Here is a 15,362-nt window from a genome sequence, read left to right as displayed (position 1 = left end):
CGATCAAGTAACGGATATTAATCGAGAGACGGTATTTCATGAAATCCGCTGTCATCCTCTTCCCCGGCATTAACCGGGAGAATGACGCCATTGCAGCACTCGAACAGGCCACCGGCACCAAGCCAACCGTGGTTTGGCATGGCGAAACCGAACTGCCAAAGACCGACATCATCATGGTCCCGGGTGGTTTTTCCTATGGCGACTATCTGCGTTGTGGCGCCATGGCGGCCAAATCCCCGATCATGCGTGCGGTTGCCGAACGCGCCAAAGCCGGTGTGACTATCCTTGGCGTTTGTAACGGTTTCCAGATTCTGACAGAAGCAGGCCTGTTGCCCGGTGCGCTGATGCGCAATGCCAGCCTGAAATTCATCTGCAAGAACACGCATCTGAAGATCGAAAATACCGACACACGCTTTACCAACCAGTACAAAACCGGCGACGTTGTCGATTATCCGGTGGCCCATCATGACGGCAACTTCTTTGCCGATAGCGAAACGCTTGACCGCCTTGAAGGCGAAGGTCGCGTTGTTCTGCGCTATTGCGATGCCAATGGTGTTGTTGATCCGGCAACCAACCTGAACGGGTCGCAGCGCAATATTGCCGGCATCATCAACGAGGCGGGCAATGTCCTTGGCATGATGCCGCACCCGGAAAATGCGATTGATCCGCTCCATGGTGGCACCGATGGCCGCAATCTGTTCAAAAGCTTGGTGGAGGCAGCATCGTGAGTGCTAACGATTTCAACACCCCGATCACGCCGGAACTGGTCAAGGAACACGGGCTGAACGAGGAAGAGTACAAACTCGTCCTCGAAATCATGGGCCGCGAGCCCAATATTAACGAGCTTGGCATTTTTTCGGTAATGTGGTCGGAGCATTGCTCCTACAAATCATCGAAAAAATGGCTCAAAACCCTTCCGACCAAGGCAGACTGGGTCATTCAGGGGCCGGGCGAAAATGCCGGTGTTATTGACATTGGTGATGGTCAGGCCGCCGTTTTCAAGATGGAAAGCCATAACCACCCGTCCTTTATCGAACCCTATCAGGGTGCGGCAACCGGCGTTGGCGGCATCATGCGTGACGTATTCACCATGGGTGCCCGTCCGGTTGCAAATCTTAATGCGCTTCGCTTTGGCGAGCCGGATCACCCGAAAACCCGCCACCTGCTAAGCGGTGTGGTCGAAGGGATCGGCGGTTACGGCAATTGCATGGGTGTCCCGACCATCGGTGGGGAAACCAATTTCCACGCATCGTATAACGGCAACATCCTGGTCAATGCGATGACCGTGGGCCTGGCCGATGCCGACAACATCTTCTATTCCGCAGCAGCCGGTATTGGAAACCCGGTTGTCTATGTCGGTTCGAAAACCGGCCGTGACGGTATCCATGGCGCAACCATGGCCTCGGCCGAGTTCGATGACGACAGCGATGAAAAGCGTCCTACCGTTCAGGTCGGCGATCCGTTCACCGAAAAGCTTCTGCTGGAAGCCTGCCTTGAACTGATGGCGACCGACATGATCGTCGCCATTCAGGATATGGGGGCGGCCGGTCTGACATCCTCCTCGTTCGAAATGGCGTCCAAGGGCGGCGTTGGTGTCGAACTGTGGCTCGATAAAGTCCCGATGCGCGAAGAAGGCATGACGCCCTACGAACTGATGCTTTCAGAATCGCAGGAACGCATGCTGATGGTCCTGAAACCCGGTTGCGAAGACGCCGCCAAGGCGATCTTTGACAAATGGGAACTCGACTTTGCCGTCATCGGTATCCTGACCGATACCAAACGCATGGTTCTGAAATGGCATGGCGAGGTTGCCGGTGATCTTCCGATTGATCCGCTGGCCGAAGCATCGCCGGAATATGACCGTCCATGGGAACCGACCCCGAAGCAGGATCGTATCGATCCGGCCAGCATTTCGGGCAAGGTCAGCCATGTTGATGCGCTTAAAACCCTGATGGCGTCACCGGATCTGGCATCGCGTCGCTGGATCTGGGAACAGTATGACCATCTGGTCATGGGCAACACGATTGTTCGTCCGGGCGGGGATGCCGGTGTCGTGCGCGTTTCGGGCACGAACAAGGGCATTGCAGCCACCACAGATTGCACCCCGCGCTATGTCATGGCCGATCCGGTCGAAGGTGGCAAACAGGCCGTTGCCGAAGCCTATCGCAATCTGGTTGCAACTGGTGCCAAACCGCTTGCGATCACGGACAATATGAATTTCGGCAACCCGGAACGGCCGCGCATCATGGGTCAGTTTGTTGGCGCATGTCAGGGCATTGCCGAGGCCTGCATCGCACTCGACTTCCCGGTCGTTTCGGGCAACGTGTCGCTGTATAACGAAACCAATGGCGTCGGTATCATGCCGACCCCGGCAATTGGCGGCGTCGGGGTGATTTCCGATCTGGGCCATCATGCCACCATCGCCATCAAACGCGATGACAGTGCATTGATCATGATCGGTGCCGCGACCGGTGAACTTGGCCAGTCGCTGTATCTTAAAACCATCGAGGGCCGCGAAGAAGGCGCCCCGCCGCCGGTCGACCTGAATGCGGAAAAACGGGCTGGTACGCTGGTGCGCGAACTGATCGAGCTTGGTCTGGTACGTACCTGCCATGATATCGCCGATGGCGGTCTTCTGGTCGCGGTTGCCGAAATGTGCCTTGCCGGCAATATTGGTGCTGACCTGCACCTGCCCGAAGCCGGCAGCGAAGTCGCATGGCTGTTTGGCGAGGATCAGGGCCGTTACGTGATCGCTACCCGCGATCCGGACAAGGTCCTGAATGCCGCTAGCAGCGCCAATGTCGCCGCCGTCATCATCGGTCAGGCCGGTGGCGACGCGGTCACCATCGATGGTGGTGCCAAGGTATCCCTTGCCGAGCTGCGCGAACTGAACGAAGGCTGGATGCCGAACTTCATGGCAGAAGCCGTCCAGTAAGCCGTCTACACTACAAACACAAAACCCCGTCAGAGAAATCTGGCGGGGTTTTGTGCTTTGGCCCGGTTCGGTTCAAATTAACGCAAATCGGCCGCCAGCCCCCGCAAAGTGGCCGCCGTTTGGGTGTCGGCTGGCAACAGGGTTTCGATGGCAAGTTCGGACAATGTGACTTCGACCGGAGTGCCAAAGACCGTGGTTGTGCTGACAAAACGCAATTCACCGGCGTCACTTTGCAAAACCAGCGGCACGACAAGCCCGGACAGATCCCCTGCCCCGTCAGCGGCACCGGGTTCGTCCGCATTTGCGGGCGCATGATAACGACTGGCTTCGTCATAAAGGCCGCGCAGTTTCACATCGGCCGTCACTGCAATCTGGCGACGCAATCGATCCAGCAAATGGTTGCGCCATTCGACGTAATTCACGACCCGAGGTGCAAGCCCGTTTGGATGGAGGCTCAGCCGCAGGATATTGACCGGCAGCCTAAGAAATTCCGGGTCAACCCCGCCAATCAACAGGGGCACAATCCGGTTCGCCGCCACCATGTTCCAGTGCCGGTCCATCGCCAGCGCCGGATAGGGTTCATGTGCGGTAAGGATTCGATCCACCGCCGCCCGGATTGCAGCCGACTGATCGGTGCCAAGATCATGTTCGGCATAGATGGGCGCAAATCCCCCGGCAATCAGCATCGCATTGCGTTCGCGCAGCGGCACATCAAGACATTCGGACAGATGCAAAACCATGTCGCGGCTGGGCCGGGCGCGACCGGTTTCAAGAAAGCTCAGATGCCGGGTCGATATGGCGGCCTCGCTTGCAAGGTCAAGCTGGCTCATACGACGCTGCTTGCGCCAGACCTTAAGCACATTGCCAAACGGATCGGGTTTTATCGCGCTCATCAGATCACCGTCATTATTGATGACGTAATCCTAACACCGATCAATTCGAACCAACATTACCTGTCAGGTAATCGTATTCTTTCCCACTTTTCGGCAAGGTTCGCGAACCACAATCAACCGAAAGGTAAAAAAGATGTCTATTGATGTGCCAAACAAAATGCTGAAAACCGTCCTGATGCTTGACGCGGTAGCCTGCCTTCTCTTCGGCCTGCTGCTGTGTATCGGCAATGCTTTCCTTGCGGGCCTGCTGGGCCTGCCTGCCGATTTGCTGCTTTATGCCGGGATCATCCTGTTTCCCTGTGCCGTTTTGATGTTTGCCACCGGATGGCAAGCCCGTCCAAATGGCTTTCTTGTCCGGTTGATCGTTGTGGGCAATCTGGGCTGGGTCCTTGCCAGTCTTGCGGTGCTGATCGCCCCGGTTGGCGTTCCTACAGCCATCGGATATGGCTTTGTCATCGTACAGGCACTGGGCGTTATGGGCATCGCGGCACTGGAATATCGCTTTGCAGCATCGCATTCCTTGTCGGTGGCATACTGACGCCCCATGTCTTCTTTACGGTACAGAAGCATCATCAGGGGCCAGAATGACATTTCCGGCAAGATTATTTGCCCTATTGATACTCGTCGTCGGCATGGCCTTCGCGGTCCTGATGCCGGCGACGCAAAGCCATGCCGAAACCATTTATGTCGACGAAGCCAATCCGCCTTTTATGTATCGTGCCGAGGATGAGGCCGCGGGCATTTACCCGGCCCTGATCCGTGCGATTTTCAGACATGCCGGCATAAATGTCGATGTCGTTGCCGTCCCCTGGAAACGCGCCATTGAAAACCTTGATGCCAACAAGGGCGGTGTTGCCGGGATATACAAGAATCTTGAACGCCAGAAGAAATACGTCTTTTCCGAGCCGATCCATGTAGAACAGCTGATGCTGTATCAGCGCCAGAGCACATTCGACAATCCAACCGATATTGATGACCTGCGCGGCCAAACCGTTGGTGTCATTCGCGGATGGAGCTACGGGGATCAGATTGATGATGCGCGCAAACGCGGCGTGTTTAGCGCATCCGAAGCCACCGGGGACGAACAGAATTTTCAGATGCTGGCACTTGGTCGGGTCGATGCCGTCATCGCGATTGGCGAGGCAGGGGATGTCTGGGTCAAACGGCTGGGACTAAGCGACAAGGTCGTCCGCAGCGAAACCCCGATCCGGGAAAACCCGACCTATATCGTATTCAACCGTGCATCATCGACAATATCGACGGTGACGATGATCAATCGATCCATCGAAGAACTGCGCGAAAACGGCACCCTGCAACGCATCGCTCAAGAAGTTTTGCAGGGTACCAGCAATTATTAGGCGAAAGTCGGGCGACCTAACGGAAGCTGATTTTCGGGAACAGGCTTTTCTTCGGTGCGGTTTTCGGTCCGATGCGTTCGTCAATTGCCGCGGCGATCTTGTCGGCAATCGCGGCATAGGCCTTGGAATGTTCACCTTCGGGATCGGTATGGATAATTGGTTTGCCTTCATCCGCACCCAGCCGGATTTTAAGGTCCAGCGGGATTTCACCAAGGAACGGGACGCCCAGTTCATCTGCGGCCTTGCGTGCACCACCATGATCGAAGACATGATCGACATGGCCACATTCCGGGCATTTGTAATAGCTCATATTCTCGATCAGGCCGAGCACCGGCACATTGACCTTGCGGAACATATTAAGTCCCTTGCGCGCATCCAAAAGGGCAATGTCCTGCGGGGTGGAAACGATAACCGCCCCCGTAACCGGCACGCGCTGCGCCATCGAAAGCTGGATATCGCCGGTACCCGGTGGCATGTCGACGACCAGAACATCGAGTTCGCCCCAATCGCTGTCGCGCAGAAGCTGTTCGAGCGCGCCCATCGCCATCGGTCCACGCCAGATCACCGGCTGTTCTTCATCGACCATAAACCCGATAGACATGATCCGGATGCCAAAGGCCGACGGCGGCACCATTTTGCCTTCCTTGTCGGAATGGGTTGGTTTGGCATCACGAAGGCCCATCATCCGTGGCAGGCTGGGGCCATAGATATCGGCATCGAGAAGACCGACCTTAAGCCCCTTGGCCGCCAGTGAAAGCGCCAGATTGACCGAAGTGGTGGATTTCCCCACCCCGCCCTTACCCGACGCAACCGTGACGATCGAACGGACACCCGTCATTTCGAGCGGCTTTTGCCCTGCACCTTGCGGACGTTGCCCTGCTTGCGGTGCGCCCTGTTGCGCCCCATGTGTATGATCATGAGAATGGGGATGCGAATGACCACCTTCAGCCGGGGCAGAAGCCCCTTTGGGACGCTCTGCGGTAAGGGCCACACGAGCTGTTGTGACCCCGTTCACATTGGCAACGGCACGTTCGGCCGCAAGGCGCAGATCTTCAAGAGAAGCCCCGCGTTGCGGGTCAACCGCGATTATGACGTTCACGGTTTCGTCATGAATATCAATGCCTTGTACCATACCCTTTTCAACGATAGTCTTGCCGTCAGCCGGATCGATAACACTTGAAAGGGCTTCAGTAATGCGTTCCCGGTTGGGCGAGGTCATATTGCAGTCTCCGAAAAATGGCTTAAGTCCGTGATCGTACAGAACCTGCAGGCGCGTATCGTTGTTTTGCAGGACAAGCTGTCATATAAGGCCTTAGGGCGTGGCCCCATTAATTACATGCAACTCTGCTTCGATAAAAGGATTGAGACGGTTCTTGATGCGCAGATAGGTCAGATGACCGCGATAAGCAAGTGATCAGGCATGTTATTGATGGGCTCATGTCCCAAGCTCGGTAAGCATAAATAAACACCGAACGGCAAGAAGAGGAAGACACTCGATGCCTTGGAATTCACAAGGGGGCGGCGGCCCCTGGGGTGGTGGCGGAAACAATGGCGGCGGCCGCAATCCGTGGGGACAGCGTCCTCAGGGTGGCGGCGGCGGCGGTAACACGCCCCCCGATTTTGATGAAATGATTCGTAAAGGCCAGGAACGCTTGAAGCGGCTGTTCCCCGGTGGTGGTGGCTATAAGGGCTTTGTCCTGATCGGTATTGCCATAATCGGGTTGTGGCTTTTGACAGGCTTCTATCGCGTCCAGCCGGGTGAACAGGGTGTTACACTTCTGTTTGGCAAATGGGTTGGCACGACCGGTCCGGGTCTGAATTATTTCCTGCCCGCCCCGATTGGCGAAGTCATCAAGCCGAACGTCGAACGCACCAACCAGATTGAAATCGGTTACCGTGGCAATGGCACCGGCACCGGTGGTGCCCGTGATGTCCCGGAAGAAAGCCTGATGCTGACCGGTGATCAGAACATTATCGACATTGATTATGTCGTTCAGTGGCGTATCAGCGATGCGGGTGCCTACCTGTTCAATGTTCGCGATCCGGAAAACACCATCAAGCTTGCAGCTGAAAGTTCGATCCGCGAGGTCATCGGCAAAACCAGTCTGGAAGAAGCCCTGACGGTTGGTCGTGTACGCGTTGAAGAGCAGACACGCACCTTGCTGCAATCCATTATGGATGGCTATGAGTCGGGTATTTTCATTGCAGAAGTGAAAATGCAGAAGGTTGACCCGCCGCGTGATGTTATCGATGCGTTCAACGACGTGCAGCGTGCCCGTCAGGACCGTGATCGTTCACAGAACGAAGCACTGGCGTACCGCAATGACATCATCCCGCGTGCAAAGGGTGAAGCCGAACGGATGGTTCTTGAAGCCCGCGCGTACAAGGATCAGGTTGTGAAGAACGCCCAGGGTGAGGCCGAACGCTTTACCTCGGTCTATAATTCCTATCTGACCGCGAAGGATGTCACCACGCGTCGTCTGTATCTTGAAACCATGCAGGATGTTCTGAAGAACTCCAACAAGGTCATTCTTGATCAGAAGGGTGAAGGTGCCAATGGCGTCGTTCCTTACCTGCCATTGCCCGAAATCCAGAAACGCTCGAACGCAGGAGGCAACAACTAATGGCAAGTCCTAAACTTATTGCCACCGGCGTCGTTGTCGTCATCGCGGCCGTGGTTGCATCCATGTGCATGTTTACCGTCCGTCAGGACCAGCAGGCGCTGGTGCTTCAGTTCGGTAATCCGGTTCATGCGGTTTCCGAACCGGGTCTGCATTTCAAACTGCCGATCCAGAATGTGGAATATTACGAACGCCGCATTCTTGAACTTGATCCGCCGGTGCAGCAGGTTCTTCTGTCGGACCAGAAACGTGTCAATGTCGACAGTTTTGCCCGCTGGAGAATCGTTGATCCGCTGCAATTCCGTCAGCGCGCAACCAATGCAGCGAACTTTGTTCAGCTGTTTGGCCAGCGTCTGAACTCGGTCATTCGTGGCGAACTTGCACAGGCCCCGCTTGTCGCCCTGCTGTCGGACAACCGGTCGCAGATCATGGAGAAAATCCAGGCGACCCTGATCGAACCGGCCAAGGAATTCGGTGTCGAACTGATCGATGTCCGTATCGGTCGTACCGACCTTCCGCAGGAAACGTCGCAGGCGGTTTATAACCGTATGCGTTCTTCGCGTATCGCCGAAGCCGCACAGCTTCGCGCCGAGGGTGAAGAGCTGAAGGCGAAAATCCAGGCAGAAGCGGATCGTGAACGGGTTGGCATTCTGGCCGAAGCCCGCCGTCAGGCCGAAGTCCTGCGCGGTGAAGGCGATGGCGAGCGAAACATCGTTCTGGGTGAAGCCTATGGCAAGGATGCCGGTTTCTTCGAGTTCTATCGTTCGCTTGAAGCCTACCGCGAGGCCCTTTCGGATGGCTCGACGATGGTGATTTCACCAGATTCCGAGTTCTTCCAGTACTTTAATAACTCCACGCCTGGCGCAACGCGCTAGACAAACGGGTGCTGGACAAAGCACTAGGGCGACCGGCATAGTGTGCCGGTCGCCCTTTTTTGTTTGAAAATAATGTCCTGTTGATAGTTATATCGCACACAGGTTCATAGAAACGCCGGAACGTCCACGCCCATGAAGGAACTCGCCACAGCTATTCTCCTGGCCATCGCGCTGGAGGGAATGTTTTATTCGCTGTTCCCGGGCGGGGCGAAACGTGTGATGGAGCTAATGCAGGAAATCCCCGAATCCCAGCTTCGGATCGGTGGCCTTGTTGCCGCGATTGCCGCCATTGCTGCGATCTGGGGGATGCGGGTCTGGCTTTGAGGGCAAAGTTTCAAGGCATTTCGCGCTTATTTGCGCCTTCTTGTGTGAAAACACAGAAAAACCCGAGCTCTTCCTTGATTTTTCTCAAGCCTGCCAAATTTCTGACAAACTCGGCGCTAACTTGGCTAGTTAAGCGGTGCATGAACTATCCAAAAGAACAGCATCGCGTGCTGCAAAAATTCAATACCGTGAACGCGGCAACGAACAGGATCAGACACATGCTAAAAGCATTATACAACCCGGCGCGAAGCAGATTTACGGCTGCGCTGGTGATTGTTCTTCTTGGCGTGACCAGCGTCTCGCAGATTGCGAACGCTCGCCCCGCTCCTGAAAGTTTCGCAGACCTGGCCGAAAAGCTTCTGCCCAGTGTGGTAAATATCTCGACCAGTCAGATGGTGGCCGAACGTCAGGGACCGGACTTCCAGTTCCCTCCCGGCTCGCCGTTTGAAGATCTTTTCAAGGACTTTATGGATCGCAACGGACAAGGCGGGCAAGGCCAGAGCCAGACTCCGCAACAGCGCCGTGCGACCGCACTTGGTTCGGGCTTTATCATTTCGGCTGACGGTTACATCGTGACCAACAACCATGTGATCGATGGTGCCGACGAAATCACGGTGCGCCTGCATGATGGCGATACCCTTCCGGCAAAACTGATTGGCCGTGACCCGAAAACGGATGTCGCACTTCTGAAAGTCGAACCGGAAGAAGACCTGCCCTTCGTCAATTGGGGTGACTCCGATCATTCCCGCATTGGTGACTGGGCCATGGCGATCGGTAACCCGTTTGGCCTTGGCGGTACGGTGACAGCCGGGATCATTTCGGCACGCAACCGCGATATCAATCAGGGTCCGTATGACGATTTCATCCAGACCGATGCCTCGATCAACAGGGGCAATTCGGGCGGGCCGCTGTTTAACCTTGATGGCGATGTCATCGGTATCAACAGTGCAATCTATTCGCCGTCGGGCGGTTCGGTCGGTATCGGCTTTGCCATTCCCTCGGCAATTGCACAGTCGGTTGTTGATCAGCTCAAGGAATATGGTCGGACCCGTCGTGGCTGGCTGGGTGTTCACATCCAGACCGTGACCGACGATATCGCAGACTCGGTCGGACTTGATAAATCGACCGGCGCGATGGTTGCCGGTGTATCCGATGATGGCCCGGCAAAAGCAGCTGGCATCAAACAGGGCGACGTCATCCTGTCGTTTGACGGCAAGGAAGTCGAAAGCATGCGCCGCCTGCCACGTATCGTTGCCGAAACCAAAATCGGCAAGGATGTCGACGTTGTGATCTGGCGTGACGGAGAAAAGAAAACCGTTCAGGTCGAACTTGGCGAACTTGAAGAAGACGTTGTCGCAACATCTGCGGAACCGGGCGAAGAACAGGCACCGGTCGCAATTGCCGAAGCCGAAATCAAGCCGCTGGGCATGAAGATTGCCAATGTCGATGATGAACTGCGCCGCCGCTATAACCTGGCCGAAGGCACCGAGGGTGTCATCGTGACCGAGGTTAATCGTGACAGCTATGCCGCCGAAAAGGGTGTTCGCCCGGGCGACATCATTATCGAGGCATCGCACAGCTCGGTTTCCTCGGTCGAGGAAGTTTCAGACGCGGTCAAAAAGGCAATGGATGATGACAAACGCACCATCCTAATGCTGATTGAAACCTCGGCGGGACCGCGTTACTTCGGCCTGACGCTGAATAAGGAAGATTAAGACCTTCGGGTTTTACTCTCCCAAAATCAAAGAGGGCGGCCTTTGCGGGCCGCCCTCTTTGCATTCCGGCTTATGATTGCCGCCATCAGCTCGAAAAATCGGATTGTGCATATCCTTGCAGATACAACAATGCGGTCAGATCACCATGATTGATGCAGATGCGCGCCTGTTCCTGAACCGATGGTTTGGCATGAAACGCCACACCGGTCCCGGCCAGTGAAATCATCTGAAGATCATTGGCACCATCGCCAACCGCAATGGCGTCCTCAACCCCGACACCCTGCTGGGCGGTCAGTTTTTCAAGCGCATCGACCTTTGCCTGACGGTCAAGCACCGGTTTCTGAACCTTGCCCGTCAATGTGCCGTCTTTGGTGATCAGCACATTGGCCTGATCAAAATCAAACCCCAGTTCACGACGCACTGCACCGGTAAAGAAATCAAACCCGCCCGACACAAGGGCAGCGTAGGCACCATTGGCCTTCATGGTCGCCACCAGCGTTTTGGCCCCGCCAGTATATTCAACGGTTTTCCATGCCTCGGCCAGCATGTCGGTCGACATGCCATCCAGCAGCCCGACCCGTTCATCAAGGGCAGCCTCGAAATCCAGTTCACCATTCATCGCACGCGCGGTTATCGCCGCAACCCGATCCTTGACCCCGGCAAAGGCCGCCAGCTCATCAAGCGTTTCACCGGTGACCATGGTGCTGTCCATATCGGCAATCAGCAATTTCTTTCGGCGCGTTTTGGCAGTCTGGGTCACGGCATCGACACCAAGAGCCGCATCGCGAAGAGCCGTATCGGCAATATCAAGGCTGAGCCCGCCAAAGCCGATATCACAGGCCTCACCCGCCGCCAGCCACGAAACATCCCCGACACGCGCCCCGGCCCCGGCCAGAACGGTTTTGGCGCGCGCGACAATATCGTCACCTAGCGCGTTCGAATTGGGGGCAGCGATCAGGGTCAGGACCAGATCCATGGATTGCGGGCTCCTTGACGGGACAAAGGTAAATCAGATTTTCGTCTTTATCCGTATTGCGAGTGAGAATATCAAGGTGGCAATTCACAACAGACCCTCTTCTTCGAGCTTTTCGAGTGCGCCACATATATCCATTACGCCTTCAAGGAAATTCATCACATCGATCGAAATCATCCACTCGGACTTATTTACGAAGCCGGTAAGCTCGATATCTCCCTGCATAAACCAAATCTCATTATCGTCACTTTTGTCATAAACAGGACGAATGTCAGCTGCATGAATTAGCTTGTTGCAGCAATACCTCAGAGACAGTTTTCCAGTGCCTCTATACAAAACGCCAAACTCACCTTTGCGATCTAGCTTGCTTCGAACAGAGAGATATCCTTTGTTTTTTAAAAGATTGGCATAAATATCGTCGAGTGTCCTCAACTCGACCGCGATTGCCAAAAGCTCTCGAATCAAACTTTTTTCAGCTGTTCGTCTATGCTCTCCCAACAAATTAGGGGCAACGGTATATACAGGCGTTTCAGCAGGACTGTCGTATGCATACTGCCAGTCATGCATGGCCGATAGAAGAACACGAACTGTGAGGACACACCTATCTTTTAGCACTTTCAAATCGATTGAGTGCGGTTTGAAGTGTGGATCATGATATGGATTAATATCTAACAACTCAGGCCTCCAAATTCCGCGAAAATATAATTGATGATAGGAAACTTAATCTATTGAAGCCTAAAATCTATTACTCTAACCAAGTTCTGATCGTTGCTGGGCCAACCGCCAGCGGCAAGTCCGCCTTGGCACTTGATCTGGCGGATGCGTTTGACGGTGTGGTGATCAATGCCGACAGCATGCAGGTCTATAAGGAACTACGTGTGTTGAGTGCGCGGCCCGATGACCGCGAGATCGCGCGCGCGCCGCATCGGCTTTATGGCGTACTATCCGGGCGCGAGGCATGTTCGGCCGGGAAATGGCGCGACATGGCGATAGCGGAAATTGCCGACTGCCATGTAAACGGCAAGCTTCCGATCATTACCGGGGGCACGGGCATGTATCTGAATGCCCTGACAGAGGGGATCGCCCCGATTCCCGATATTCCTGCCGGGATTCGCGACCAGGTCACAGCCGAGCTTGAAAAAGACGGACATCAGGCCTTTTTTGAAGCATTTGCCAAACGCGATCCCGACACCGCCGCCACCCTTGATCCGTCAAATACCCAGCGCCTGATTCGTGCGGCCGAAGTTCTGGCGGGCACGGGGCGCGGGGTGGCGGCATGGCACCGCGAACCGATGGTAACCCCGCCCGACGGAATGGTTTTCAAAAAGCTGTGTTACATGCCACCGCGCGACATTCTTTATGATCGCTGCAACCGGCGTTTTGATTTGATGATCGAACAGGGCGCGATTGAGGAAGTCCGCGGACTTTTGGCTGAAAACCTGCCGGAAACAGCGCCCGTGATGAAGGCAGTCGGTGTGCGCGAGATTGCAGCCTACCTTGCCAGCGAGATCGATCTTGAGACCGCCAAAGAGAAATCACAACGCGAAACCCGGCGTTATGCCAAGCGTCAATTAACGTGGTTTCGCCATCAGATGAGTGACAAGGAGATCATCGACACGCAATATTCGGAAAGTTTGGCAGACAAATTGCGTAATGATGTTCACCAATTTCTGTTGACCACGCCAAAGTGAGGCGATAGGTTGGCCCTTCCGCCGTCGAAATGGCGGAAAACCGCCGTTTCGGCGGATTTTTCAACTCCAGTTCAAGGGTAATTGGATCATGTATCAACCACGCGGTTATCACGCGGCACGTTGTTGTCGCTAAGGAAGAGGCTCGAAAGTCATGGCAGAACGTATTTTAAGCGGTTCGGAAGTAGTGTTGCAGGCTCTGGTCGATCAGGGTGTGGAAGTCGTGTTCGGCTATCCCGGCGGCGCCGTCCTACCGCTATATGACGAGATATTTAAACAAAACCGGATTCGTCATATCCTAGTACGCCATGAACAGGCTGCCGTGCATGCCGCCGAAGGTTACGCACGTTCGACCGGAAAGGTCGGCGTTGTTCTGGTAACCAGTGGTCCGGGTGCAACGAATGCCGTTACCGGCCTTACCGATGCGTTGATGGATTCGATTCCCGTCGTCTGCCTGACCGGGCAGGTTCCGACCCACCTGATTGGCAATGATGCGTTTCAGGAAGCCGACACCACCGGCATCACCCGCCCCTGCACCAAGCATAACTACCTGGTGAAGGACAGTGCGAAGCTTGCCCGCACGATGCATGAAGCATTCCATGTTGCGTCAAGCGGCCGCCCGGGTCCGGTCGTGATCGACCTGCCGAAAGATATTCTGGTCGCCAAGGCACCGTATCTTGAGCCTTCACAGGTTCAGCACCGCACTTATAACCCGGTTGTCAAAGGCGACCGCCGCCAGATCGAGGAAGCGCTCGAACTGCTGGCATCGGCGAAAAAGCCGATCCTGTATTGCGGTGGTGGCGTGATCAATTCCGGCAGTCAGGCCTGCAAGGTCCTGACGGAATTCACCCGCCTGACCGGTGTTCCGATTACGCTGACCCTGATGGGCCTTGGTGCCTATCCGGCATCAGACAAGCAGTATCTTGGCATGCTCGGCATGCACGGCACCTACGAAGCCAACATGGCGATGCATGATTGCGATGTCATGATTGCGGTTGGTGCACGTTTTGATGACCGCGTGACCGGCAACCTTGATTTCTTCTCGCCGGGCTCACAGAAAGTCCAGATCGATATTGATCAAAGCTCGATCAACAAGAACGTTCCGGTTGATATCGGGATTGTGGGCGATGTCGGTCATGTCCTTGAAGACATGATGAAAATCTGGAAAGCCAAACAGCACAAGATCGAAGCCAAGGCGCTTGATAGCTGGTGGGACGAGATTGAAGGCTGGCGTGGTAAACACTGCCTGTCCTACAAACAGCCCAAGGACATCATCAAGCCGCAGCACGTGATCCGTCGCCTGCATGCGCTGACCCGTGATCGCAAGACCTACATCACCACCGATGTCGGTCAGCACCAGATGTGGGCAGCCCAGCATTTCGGGTTTGAACATCCGCATGAATGGATGACGTCCGGTGGTCTTGGCACCATGGGGTATGGCATGCCCGCCGCCCTTGGGGTCCAGGTTGCCCATCCGGATGCAACCGTGATCTGCTTTACCGGTGATGCATCGATCATGATGAACATTCAGGAATGCGCGACGCTGACCCAGTATCGCCTGCCGGTGAAAACCGTCATCCTGAACAACCGTTACATGGGCATGGTCCGCCAGTGGCAGCAGCTTCTGCACGGGTCGCGCTATTCGGAAAGTTACAGCGAATCCCTTCCGGATTTCGTCAAACTGTCCGAGGCATTCGGCTTTACCGGTATGACCTGTAACAACGCGGCCGATCTTGATGATGCCCTGACCAGGATGCTTGAAATCGATGGTCCGGTGATCCTCGACGTTGCCGTGGATGACAAGGAGAACTGCTATCCGATGATTCCGTCGGGCAAGCCGCATAATGAAATGCTGCTTGGTGCGGAAACCACCGGTGACGAAGCCATTGATTCCGACGAAGGGATGGTTCTGGTCTGATCCGCGAAACCCGTTCGCGACAAGACATCATCAAAACCAAAATCGAAGGCCGGGCCGGGCTG

At 55.3% G+C, this 15,362-nt stretch carries 14 protein-coding genes; 10 read left to right on the top strand and 4 right to left on the bottom strand.

What is annotated here, in order from left to right; translation table 11 throughout:
- The first annotated feature begins 38 nt into the window (after positions 1–38).
- Positions 39–728 carry a phosphoribosylformylglycinamidine synthase subunit PurQ gene (purQ, locus tag SMB34_RS10380; RefSeq protein ID WP_007092031.1) on the top strand — a complete coding sequence of 230 codons (690 nt, stop codon included), beginning with the start codon at positions 39–41 and terminating at the stop codon, positions 726–728.
- The gene (purL, locus tag SMB34_RS10375) at positions 725–2,935 is read left to right on the top strand and encodes a phosphoribosylformylglycinamidine synthase subunit PurL (protein WP_007092032.1); all 2,211 of its coding nucleotides are present in this window, start codon (positions 725–727) and stop codon (positions 2,933–2,935) included. The genes purQ and purL overlap by 4 nt, the downstream gene beginning before the upstream one ends.
- Positions 2,936–3,012: 77 nt before the next feature.
- Here purL and SMB34_RS10370 read toward each other — a convergent pair whose 3' ends face one another.
- Positions 3,013–3,828: a helix-turn-helix domain-containing protein gene (locus SMB34_RS10370; RefSeq protein ID WP_037989868.1), complete on the bottom strand. Its 816-nt coding sequence runs from the start codon at positions 3,826–3,828 to the stop codon at positions 3,013–3,015.
- Positions 3,829–3,961: 133 nt separating this feature from the next.
- Between SMB34_RS10370 and SMB34_RS10365 the strand changes: the two genes are divergently transcribed.
- Both SMB34_RS10365 and SMB34_RS10360 read left to right on the top strand, forming a co-directional pair.
- Positions 3,962–4,366, top strand: coding sequence for a hypothetical protein (locus SMB34_RS10365; RefSeq protein ID WP_051682236.1), 405 nt, complete (start codon positions 3,962–3,964; stop codon positions 4,364–4,366).
- Between the two features lie 46 nt (positions 4,367–4,412).
- The gene (locus SMB34_RS10360) at positions 4,413–5,186 is read left to right on the top strand and encodes a substrate-binding periplasmic protein (protein WP_167332760.1); all 774 of its coding nucleotides are present in this window, start codon (positions 4,413–4,415) and stop codon (positions 5,184–5,186) included.
- A gap of 16 nt (positions 5,187–5,202) precedes the next feature.
- Here SMB34_RS10360 and SMB34_RS10355 read toward each other — a convergent pair whose 3' ends face one another.
- On the bottom strand, positions 5,203–6,405 hold the full coding sequence (locus SMB34_RS10355; RefSeq protein ID WP_007092036.1) for an Mrp/NBP35 family ATP-binding protein: 1,203 nt from the start codon (positions 6,403–6,405) through the stop codon (positions 5,203–5,205).
- A gap of 277 nt (positions 6,406–6,682) precedes the next feature.
- Here SMB34_RS10355 and hflK point away from each other — a divergent pair, with 277 nt between their 5' ends.
- The 4 genes from hflK to SMB34_RS10335 all read left to right on the top strand — a co-directional run bounded on the left by hflK (position 6,683) and on the right by SMB34_RS10335 (position 10,721).
- Positions 6,683–7,810 carry an FtsH protease activity modulator HflK gene (hflK, locus tag SMB34_RS10350; RefSeq protein ID WP_037989863.1) on the top strand — a complete coding sequence of 376 codons (1,128 nt, stop codon included), beginning with the start codon at positions 6,683–6,685 and terminating at the stop codon, positions 7,808–7,810.
- Positions 7,810–8,682 carry a protease modulator HflC gene (hflC, locus tag SMB34_RS10345; RefSeq protein ID WP_007092038.1) on the top strand — a complete coding sequence of 291 codons (873 nt, stop codon included), beginning with the start codon at positions 7,810–7,812 and terminating at the stop codon, positions 8,680–8,682. The genes hflK and hflC overlap by 1 nt, the downstream gene beginning before the upstream one ends.
- Positions 8,683–8,814: 132 nt before the next feature.
- A complete protein-coding gene (locus tag SMB34_RS10340; protein WP_007092039.1) occupies positions 8,815–9,006 on the top strand; it encodes a DUF2065 family protein in 192 nt (63 codons plus the stop codon).
- A gap of 218 nt (positions 9,007–9,224) precedes the next feature.
- Positions 9,225–10,721 carry a DegQ family serine endoprotease gene (locus tag SMB34_RS10335; RefSeq protein ID WP_037989901.1) on the top strand — a complete coding sequence of 499 codons (1,497 nt, stop codon included), beginning with the start codon at positions 9,225–9,227 and terminating at the stop codon, positions 10,719–10,721.
- A gap of 85 nt (positions 10,722–10,806) precedes the next feature.
- Here the strand turns inward: SMB34_RS10335 and serB are convergent, their stop codons facing one another.
- Positions 10,807–11,697 carry a phosphoserine phosphatase SerB gene (gene serB / locus SMB34_RS10330; protein WP_037989861.1) on the bottom strand — a complete coding sequence of 297 codons (891 nt, stop codon included), beginning with the start codon at positions 11,695–11,697 and terminating at the stop codon, positions 10,807–10,809.
- Between the two features lie 84 nt (positions 11,698–11,781).
- A complete protein-coding gene (locus tag SMB34_RS10325) occupies positions 11,782–12,369 on the bottom strand; it encodes a hypothetical protein (RefSeq protein WP_156962665.1) in 588 nt (195 codons plus the stop codon).
- Between the two features lie 53 nt (positions 12,370–12,422).
- Between SMB34_RS10325 and miaA the strand changes: the two genes are divergently transcribed.
- Both miaA and SMB34_RS10315 read left to right on the top strand, forming a co-directional pair.
- Positions 12,423–13,385: a tRNA (adenosine(37)-N6)-dimethylallyltransferase MiaA gene (miaA, locus tag SMB34_RS10320; RefSeq protein WP_037989854.1), complete on the top strand. Its 963-nt coding sequence runs from the start codon at positions 12,423–12,425 to the stop codon at positions 13,383–13,385.
- 151 nt (positions 13,386–13,536) lie between these two features.
- Positions 13,537–15,300, top strand: a complete 1,764-nt coding sequence (locus SMB34_RS10315; RefSeq protein ID WP_037989849.1) for an acetolactate synthase 3 large subunit — start codon at positions 13,537–13,539, stop codon at positions 15,298–15,300.
- Positions 15,301–15,362: the final 62 nt, after the last annotated feature.

The organism is Thalassospira permensis NBRC 106175 (genome assembly GCF_000714555.1).
GTDB classification, from domain to species: domain Bacteria; phylum Pseudomonadota; class Alphaproteobacteria; order Rhodospirillales; family Thalassospiraceae; genus Thalassospira; species Thalassospira xiamenensis.
The sequence above is the reverse complement of the archived record's forward strand: the minus strand, read 5'-3'. Positions and strand labels throughout refer to the sequence as shown.

Excerpts from the sequence above, each read along its gene's own strand:
- purQ (WP_007092031.1), top strand. The coding sequence starts at position 39 with ATGAAATCCGCTGTCATCCTCTTCCCCGGCATTAACCGGGAGAATGAC.
- SMB34_RS10370 (WP_037989868.1), bottom strand. The coding sequence starts at position 3,828 with ATGAGCGCGATAAAACCCGATCCGTTTGGCAATGTGCTTAAGGTCTGG.
- SMB34_RS10365 (WP_051682236.1), top strand. The coding sequence starts at position 3,962 with ATGTCTATTGATGTGCCAAACAAAATGCTGAAAACCGTCCTGATGCTT.
- SMB34_RS10360 (WP_167332760.1), top strand. The coding sequence starts at position 4,413 with ATGACATTTCCGGCAAGATTATTTGCCCTATTGATACTCGTCGTCGGC.
- SMB34_RS10355 (WP_007092036.1), bottom strand. The coding sequence starts at position 6,405 with ATGACCTCGCCCAACCGGGAACGCATTACTGAAGCCCTTTCAAGTGTT.
- hflK (WP_037989863.1), top strand. The coding sequence starts at position 6,683 with ATGCCTTGGAATTCACAAGGGGGCGGCGGCCCCTGGGGTGGTGGCGGA.
- hflC (WP_007092038.1), top strand. The coding sequence starts at position 7,810 with ATGGCAAGTCCTAAACTTATTGCCACCGGCGTCGTTGTCGTCATCGCG.
- SMB34_RS10340 (WP_007092039.1), top strand. The coding sequence starts at position 8,815 with ATGAAGGAACTCGCCACAGCTATTCTCCTGGCCATCGCGCTGGAGGGA.
- SMB34_RS10335 (WP_037989901.1), top strand. The coding sequence starts at position 9,225 with ATGCTAAAAGCATTATACAACCCGGCGCGAAGCAGATTTACGGCTGCG.
- serB (WP_037989861.1), bottom strand. The coding sequence starts at position 11,697 with ATGGATCTGGTCCTGACCCTGATCGCTGCCCCCAATTCGAACGCGCTA.
- SMB34_RS10315 (WP_037989849.1), top strand. The coding sequence starts at position 13,537 with ATGGCAGAACGTATTTTAAGCGGTTCGGAAGTAGTGTTGCAGGCTCTG.